At 39.6% G+C, this 7,683-nt stretch carries 7 protein-coding genes; 4 read left to right on the forward strand and 3 right to left on the reverse strand.

Going from position 1 to position 7,683, the window contains the following annotated elements:
* Positions 1-56: 56 nt before the first annotated feature.
* The 3 genes from ACLS0A_RS10695 to epmA form a co-directional block, all read right to left on the reverse strand.
* Positions 57-1,244 (reverse strand): porin, encoded by a 1,188-nt coding sequence (locus ACLS0A_RS10695; RefSeq protein WP_416083449.1) that lies wholly within the window; start codon positions 1,242-1,244, stop codon positions 57-59.
* 277 nt (positions 1,245-1,521) lie between these two features.
* Positions 1,522-2,505: a porin gene (locus ACLS0A_RS10700; RefSeq protein WP_416083448.1), complete on the reverse strand. Its 984-nt coding sequence runs from the start codon at positions 2,503-2,505 to the stop codon at positions 1,522-1,524.
* A 573-nt stretch (positions 2,506-3,078) separates the two neighbouring features.
* Positions 3,079-4,050, reverse strand: coding sequence for an elongation factor P--(R)-beta-lysine ligase (epmA, locus tag ACLS0A_RS10705; protein WP_416083447.1), 972 nt, complete (start codon positions 4,048-4,050; stop codon positions 3,079-3,081).
* 294 nt (positions 4,051-4,344) lie between these two features.
* Between epmA and frdA the strand changes: the two genes are divergently transcribed.
* The 4 genes from frdA to frdD are packed head-to-tail and all read left to right on the forward strand — an operon-like array spanning position 4,345 to position 7,671.
* The gene (frdA, locus tag ACLS0A_RS10710; protein WP_265757225.1) at positions 4,345-6,144 is read left to right on the forward strand and encodes a fumarate reductase (quinol) flavoprotein subunit; all 1,800 of its coding nucleotides are present in this window, start codon (positions 4,345-4,347) and stop codon (positions 6,142-6,144) included.
* Positions 6,137-6,907, forward strand: a complete 771-nt coding sequence (locus ACLS0A_RS10715) for a succinate dehydrogenase/fumarate reductase iron-sulfur subunit (RefSeq protein WP_103853250.1) — start codon at positions 6,137-6,139, stop codon at positions 6,905-6,907. Before frdA ends, ACLS0A_RS10715 begins: the two co-directional genes overlap by 8 nt.
* Positions 6,908-6,919: 12 nt before the next feature.
* A complete protein-coding gene (gene frdC / locus ACLS0A_RS10720; protein ID WP_103855772.1) occupies positions 6,920-7,315 on the forward strand; it encodes a fumarate reductase subunit FrdC in 396 nt (131 codons plus the stop codon).
* A gap of 11 nt (positions 7,316-7,326) precedes the next feature.
* Complete coding sequence (gene frdD, locus ACLS0A_RS10725; RefSeq protein ID WP_416080707.1) at positions 7,327-7,671, forward strand: fumarate reductase subunit FrdD; 345 nt, start codon at positions 7,327-7,329, stop codon at positions 7,669-7,671.
* The last annotated feature ends 12 nt before the right edge of the window (positions 7,672-7,683 follow it).

Below are 7,683 nucleotides of genomic sequence, written 5' to 3' on the forward strand. Positions count from 1 at the left end.
AAAAAACCACCTCGTTAAGAGGTGGTTTTCATATCAATCTTAGATTGATTTAATAATTAGAAGTAAACGCGTAAACCTACAGCATAACGGTTATCTTTAGCACGTTCAGTTTTACCTGTAACTTTTACATCATCACCTTCGATAGAACCAGTGCCTTTAACACGTGAGTGAGCATATTCAACATAAGCTACTACATTTTTGTTAAATGCGTAGTCTGTACCAACTAGGTACACATTTTCTGTTAACTTCTGATTTTTAGCTACTGCTAAACCACCTACAACAGTACGTAAGAAGTTTGCATCTTTTTTACCGAATTTCAAACCATCTTTATAGCCTTTGTATTCGTTACGTTCCCACGCAGCATATACAGAAGCGTTATCTAAGTATTGGTATTTCGCTGCAACTTCTAAGAAACGTCCTCTTCCTTGTTTATCTTGAGTTTGGTGATCCTTATAGAAAGATTGACCATATTCAACACCAAAAGTTGCTGGACCATAAGCAAATTGTGAAGCTACACGCCAAGATTGCACTTTACGACCTGTTCCTGTGGTTTTTTTAGCTTGAACTGCAGGATTTGCATCTTTATTTGCTGCTTGACCATTGTCATATACTTCTACAGTATAACCAGCATTTAAATTCACCCCAACGTCAGCGAATTGACCTGCATAAAATGCAGACGTACCATAAGCATATTTAAGGTCTGAAGCTTCATTCTGTTTCTTAGCTTGACCAAAAGTATAATCAGCACCGAAACCTAAAGTTTGGCCTTCTGCTAATTGGAAATCTGCTGAGCGGAAAGAAACAACTTTATCACCACTAGTGAATAGGTTATTGTTACCACCGAATAAGTAAGAGTGATCGTTCATTTCTACTGCATCACCAGTCGTATCTTGTTTACCGAATGATACACGACCTAAATCATCTTTTTGAAGTGCTAACCATAATTTGTTAGTTTTGATGTTATTGAATGAAGAACCAGTATCCCATTTATCGCCACCATCGTTGAAGCGTAAGCGAGAGTAACCAATTACTTTAACGCCTTCACCTAAATCGTGTTGCGCTTTGAATTCTAAACGTGAACCAACGTTACGAAGATCCGCACGCTCATCATCATTAAACTTGCCTAAAGCTACATCAAAACGACCGCCAACATCAACTTGTGTACCATCGTTGTTATAAACTGTTGCTGCGCTTGCTGAAGTTGCTACAGCTGCAACTGCTAATGCTAATAATGTCTTTTTCATAATCAAATTCCTTTCAGAATTAAGTTGTTATAACAATTTAAAGTTAAGCTAAAACTTTTCTTAAAAGAAAATGTCAAAGCTGACTTCACTTGAAGCAGGGCTATATTGGCAAAGAAATATTCAAGTGTCAACGTAAAATCTGAAAAAGTTCACTGCATTCAGTGATCGGGATCACAAAAATTGATAAAAATTTGATATGAAATGAAATATTTTACAAAAAACCCGCCAACTATCTTGCGGGTTTTTATCTAAATTTAAATTTTAGCTCATTTTAACATTAGAATAGGAAGCGTGCCCCCAATGCAACACGGTGATTTGCTTTTCCATTTTTGTTAAGCACTTTACCACCTTGTTTAACTTTACCTTTACCACCTTCAAGATACACAACAAAGTTTTTATTAAAGCGATGATCTACACCAAGCATCCAGCCGTGCATTTTCAATGCGTCGGCTGTTGGATCAGCTTTTTTACCAGTTGCGAAATAATATTCCCCATAAACTGCATTTTGCGGAGTTGCCATTACTTTTAAGCCAACTAAGAAACGGTTGTTTTTATGTAATGTTGCTTTATAACCCGCCACTTTTTGGAAGCCAATATTACCGCTTTCTACCCCCGTTTTAGACACTTTACCAAATGCCCAGTCAAAACCTAATGTGATGAGTTTGTCGTAAGTGATATCAAAGCCTACACCACCACGTTTAAGTTTAAATTCTTTTGCTTCTGTACTATCTTCTGATTGCGTTACTGATGAATAACCTGAGCCAAAACGTACAGCGACATCACCAAAAGTATTATCATAGAAGAAGCCTACACCGTAGCCTTGACCTTCGTCCCAGCCAGTTGTACCACTTGAGGTTTGATTTGCTTTATTCGCTTGTCCAAAATAATAATCTGCGGCAAAACGAAAACCTGCAAATTTATTTGACATAAATGTTGCTGCTTTTTTATGACCATCAAAGAAAATGTTACCGCCGCCATCATAAGTATAATTTGCTTTAGGAATATGATCGCCTAAGTTTAATTGGCGACCAAAGGTTAATGTACCCACATCTTTTTGGCTTACCCCAGCAAATAGACGATGTGTTCTGAGATTTCCACCAATAGCGCTGGCAGAACCGTTACCATGAGAAAAACGTAATTCTGCTCCACCAAACACTTTAAATCCTGCACCAACATCTTGATATGCTCTTACGCGCACACGAGAGCCAATGTCGCGCAAATCATTTCGCTGCTCTGAATCATTACGCAATTCAAAGTGCATACGTCCATCTAAATCAATTTTGTGCCTTCTTTTTCATAGATTATGGTGGCATTTGCGGTGGCTGAAACCATTGCTGTTACAGCTAATGCGATAAGTGTCTTTTTCATAATGAACTTCCTTTGTTTAAGGCCTTATTATGCTCGACAGAATAAAGCTTGAATTTCCATCAACCTGATATTAGTTAACCAAAATAATTTCGGTTGGAAATAATATAGGTAGGTTATTTTTTTCTGTCAAAAATAGGAAACTTTTTCCAACTTTCATAAACACTAGTAAAAACAATATGTTAAAAAAGATAGGAGCTCTCCCTAATGAAGTAAAAATGTGATCTAAAAATAGATTTCAACTTGAATGCTCCAGAAAGGAAAGATAGTCAAACTCTATAACCATATGAAAAATAATGTTTTTTTGATTACTTCAAATGAGAAATGAAAGAATAGCTCCATAAAATAAAATTATTTGAATATTTTCTTCAAATATGAGAGAAAGATCACAATTTGAAAGAAAAACCACCGCACTTCAGTTTTTATCTGAAACTAAAGTGCGGTGGTTTTCCAAGCATTTTTTGAGTGTCTATGCGTTTTCTATATTAAATGAAATAACCTCACTGATATTTTCAGCACCAAGTGCAATCATAATTAAACGATCCACGCCTAGGGCTACACCTGCACAATTTGGCACACCTGCTTGAAGTGCGGCAAGGAATCGTTCGTCAAGCTGACGTGTTGGCAAGCCAAGCTTTTCACGTTGGCGATTATCTTGCTCGAAGCGGTGACGTTGTTCATTTGCATCGGTGAGTTCATTAAAGCCGTTCGCTAGCTCAATGCCTTTATAATAGAACTCAAAACGCTCCGCCACGCGGTGATCTTCCGAGCTAATTTGTGCTAATGCCGCTTGGGTTGCTGGAAAATGATAAATAGCGACAGGGCGCTCTTGCCCGATTTTAGGTTCAACCACGGTGCTGAATAAAAATTGTAGCAAGGTATCTCTATCTTCATTTTCCGCTTGTTCCAGATGATGTTCTTTCGCTTTGGCAATTAACTCTTCGCGAGAAGCAGAAAGTGGATCAAGTCCGACATATTCTTGAAACGCAAATTGATAGCTCATACTTTCTGCAGGTTCGCAATCCAGAATTTGTTGTAGTAAATCATCAACTTCGTTAATCAGACGGTACATATCAAAATGTGGGCGATACCATTCCAACATTGTGAACTCGGGGTTATGTTTTCTGCCCGATTCTTCATTGCGGAACACTTTGCAAAGCTGAAAAATCGCCCCACTGCCAGCGGCAAGTAGGCGTTTCATTGGATATTCTGGGCTAGTAGAAAGCCATAGGGTTTTCGATTGATGTTTAAAAGGAGAAGTAAATTCTGTGCTAAAGGTAGCAAGATGCACATCTGTTACACCAAATTCACTCAAAATTGGAGTTTCTACTTCTAATAAACCGCGATCAGTAAAAAAGCGGCGAATTTCGGCCATAATTTTGGCACGGGCTAATAAATTTTGAATACTGGCCGTTGGTCGCCATTGTTCATTTTCTGTCATAATTTGTCTGAGCCATTTTGTGAAAAAAGTGCAGTTATTTTACCTGAAATATTTCAACAAGATGAGTTATTTTTATGCAATGTCTTCATTCTAAAAGAGAAAAATTCTCATTAAGTGGGTGAATTCTATCTAACTTTTTTGAGTTAGATCACACTTTGAAACTTTGCTCCCGTTTTTTGATAAAAAAGTCTGATTTATTTTATAAAAGCGTGGCAAAATAAACTCACCCTAACAAATTTCAAACGATTTGAAATTTTCCTTAGACATTTCATCTACTTTATATTGGAGGAAATCGTGCAAACTGTTAATGTCGATATTGCAATTGTTGGCGCTGGTGGCGGTGGTTTACGAGCGGCAATTGCAGCAGCACAGGCAAATCCAAACCTTAAAATTGCCTTAGTTTCAAAAGTTTACCCTATGCGTAGCCATACTGTGGCTGCGGAAGGAGGCGCCGCTGCAGTAATCAAGGAAGAAGACTCTTATGATAAACATTTCCACGATACCGTAGCTGGGGGCGATTGGTTATGTGAACAAGACGTGGTGGAATACTTTGTAGAACATTCCCCTGTCGAGATGACGCAATTAGAACGCTGGGGCTGTCCTTGGAGCCGTAAACAAGACGGTGATGTGAATGTGCGCCGTTTCGGTGGTATGAAAATTGAACGTACTTGGTTCGCTGCCGATAAAACAGGTTTCCACTTGTTACATACCCTTTTCCAAACTTCAATGCAATTTCCTCAAATTCAACGTTTTGACGAGCATTTCGTGTTAGATATTCTTGTTGATGATGGCCACGCTCGTGGTATGGTGGCAATGAATATGATGGAAGGGACATTGGTGCAAATCAATGCCAATGCGGTGATTATCGCAACCGGTGGTGGTTGTCGTGCATTCCGCTTCAATACAAACGGCGGTATTGTAACAGGTGATGGTTTATCAATGGCGTATCGCCACGGTGTGCCATTGCGTGATATGGAATTCGTACAATATCACCCAACTGGTTTACCAAATACTGGGATTTTGATGACAGAGGGTTGTCGTGGTGAAGGTGGTATTTTGGTCAATAAAGACGGTTACCGCTATTTACAAGATTATGGTCTAGGCCCTGAAACGCCAATCGGTAAACCTGAAAATAAATATATGGAATTAGGCCCGCGTGATAAAGTGTCGCAAGCGTTCTGGCAAGAATGGCGTAAAGGCAACACCTTAAAAACCGCAAAAGGCGTGGACGTGGTTCACCTTGACTTACGTCATTTAGGTGAAAAATATTTGCACGAACGTTTACCATTTATTTGTGAACTTGCTAACGCTTATGAGGGTGTTGATCCTGCCAAAGCACCAATTCCTGTGCGCCCTGTTGTGCATTACACAATGGGTGGTATTGAAGTGGACTTCAACAGCGAAACTCGTATTAAAGGTTTATTTGCTGTGGGTGAATGTGCTTCATCAGGCTTGCACGGTGCGAACCGTTTAGGTTCTAACTCACTTGCTGAACTAGTGGTGTTAGGCCGTGTTGCCGGTGAATATGCAGCAAAACGTGCTACTGAAGCCGCACCTGCCAACCAAACAGCGGTAGATGCACAAGCGCGCGATGTGATCCAACGTTTAGAAGATTTATATAACCAAGAGGGTACTGAATCTTGGTCACAAATCCGTGATGAAATGGGCGATTCAATGGAGGAAGGTTGTGGTATTTATCGTACACAAGAAAGTATGCAACAAACGGTTGATAAAATTGCTGAACTAAAAGAACGTTATAAACGCATTCGCATTGCTGATCGCTCAAGCGTGTTCAACACCAATGTGCTTTATACCGTAGAACTAGGTTACATTTTAGATGTAGCACAATCTATCGCGAATTCAGCCATTGAGCGTAAAGAATCTCGTGGTGCTCACCAACGTTTAGACTACACAGAACGTGATGATGTGAATTACTTAAAACACACTTTGGCTTTCTACAATGAAGATGGTATGCCACGCATTGAATACAGCCCAGTGAAAATCACAAAATCTCAACCTGCAAAACGTGTTTATGGTGCGGAAGCTGAAGCGCAAGAAGCGGCAGCGAAAGCTAAGGAGCAAACAAATGGCTAATCAAGCAATGATGAATATTGAGGTTCTGCGTTATAACCCTGAAGTGGATAAAGAACCTTATTTAAGAACTTACCAAGTGCCTTATGATAGCCAAACCTCATTGTTAGATGCACTTGGTTATATTAAAGATAAACTTGAGCCTGAATTGTCTTACCGCTGGTCTTGTCGTATGGCAATTTGTGGTTCGTGCGGAATGATGGTAAACGATAAGCCTAAACTCGCTTGCAAAACCTTCTTGCGTGATTACAGCGGTCATATGCGTATTGAACCATTGGCTAACTTCCCAATTGAACGTGATTTAGTGGTGGATCTCAGCCACTTTATCGAAAGTTTAGAAAGCATTAAGCCTTATATTATCGGTAATGAAGCGCCGCCATTAGATGGCAAACCGCACCCATCAGCGGAATTAGCGAAAAGCCGTACTAAGCAAACACCAGCACAATTAGAGAAATATCGTCAATTCTCAATGTGTATTAACTGTGGTTTATGCTATGCCGCTTGCCCACAATTCGGCTTAAATCCAGAATTTGTCGGCCCTGCTGCAATTACATTGGCGCATCGCTATAACCTTGATAATCGTGATCACGGTAAAGCTGAACGAATGAAAATTCTTAACGGTGATAATGGGGTGTGGAGCTGTACATTCGTGGGTTACTGTTCTGAAGTGTGTCCAAAACACGTTAATCCAGCCTCCGCAGTGAACCAAGGCAAAATCGAAAGTGCGAAAGACTACGTTTTTGCAATGTTAAAACCGCAAAACTAAAGGAGAAGTAAAATGACAACAGTAACCGCAAGCAAACGCAAAAAATATGTGCGTGAAGTGAAACCAACTTGGTGGAAAAAGTTAGATTTTTACAAATTCTATGTATTGCGTGAAAGCACAGCCGTTCCAACCCTATGGTTTTGTTTAGAGCTATTTTACGGCTTAATTTGCCTAGGCAATGGCACATTCGCCACAAATTTTGTTCATTTCTTGCAAAACCCAATCGTGGTGATTTTAAACATCATCACTCTTGGTGCAGTGCTATTAAATAGCTACACGTTCTTTAATATGGCACCACAAATGGCCAATATTATTGTGAAAAATGAACGCCTAGATGCCAAATTAATCTCTCGCGTATTCTGGGGGATTACCGCTTTCGTTAGCATTATTACCTTAATTCTCGTATAGGAAATAAGAATATGAATAAACAAAATCCAAAACGTTCAAATGAACCTGTTGTATGGTTATTATTTGGTGCGGGCGGTGCAATCAGTGCCGTATTCTTCCCTGTTCTTGTGCTGATTTTAGGCTTTTTACTTCCATTTGGATTGGTTTCGCCAGACAATATCATTGCATTTACAGGTACTTGGATAGGAAAATTAGCACTCCTTGCATTACTAATCTTACCTGCTTGGTGTGGCATTCACCGTGTTCACCTAGGTTTGCATGATTTTAAAGTACATATTCCAGCCGCAGGCGTGATTTTCTACGGACTCGCTACGCTATTTTCAATCTTAACCATTTTTGCCGTATGGCACATTTAAGATAAACGAGAA

The organism is Avibacterium volantium (genome assembly GCF_049366555.1).
GTDB lineage: Bacteria > Pseudomonadota > Gammaproteobacteria > Enterobacterales > Pasteurellaceae > Avibacterium > Avibacterium volantium_A.

Excerpts from the sequence above, each read along its gene's own strand:
- ACLS0A_RS10700 (WP_416083448.1), bottom strand. The coding sequence starts at position 2,505 with ATGCACTTTGAATTGCGTAATGATTCAGAGCAGCGAAATGATTTGCGC.
- frdC (WP_103855772.1), top strand. The coding sequence starts at position 6,920 with ATGACAACAGTAACCGCAAGCAAACGCAAAAAATATGTGCGTGAAGTG.
- frdD (WP_416080707.1), top strand. The coding sequence starts at position 7,327 with ATGAATAAACAAAATCCAAAACGTTCAAATGAACCTGTTGTATGGTTA.
- ACLS0A_RS10695 (WP_416083449.1), bottom strand. The coding sequence starts at position 1,244 with ATGAAAAAGACATTATTAGCATTAGCAGTTGCAGCTGTAGCAACTTCA.
- ACLS0A_RS10715 (WP_103853250.1), top strand. The coding sequence starts at position 6,137 with ATGGCTAATCAAGCAATGATGAATATTGAGGTTCTGCGTTATAACCCT.
- epmA (WP_416083447.1), bottom strand. The coding sequence starts at position 4,050 with ATGACAGAAAATGAACAATGGCGACCAACGGCCAGTATTCAAAATTTA.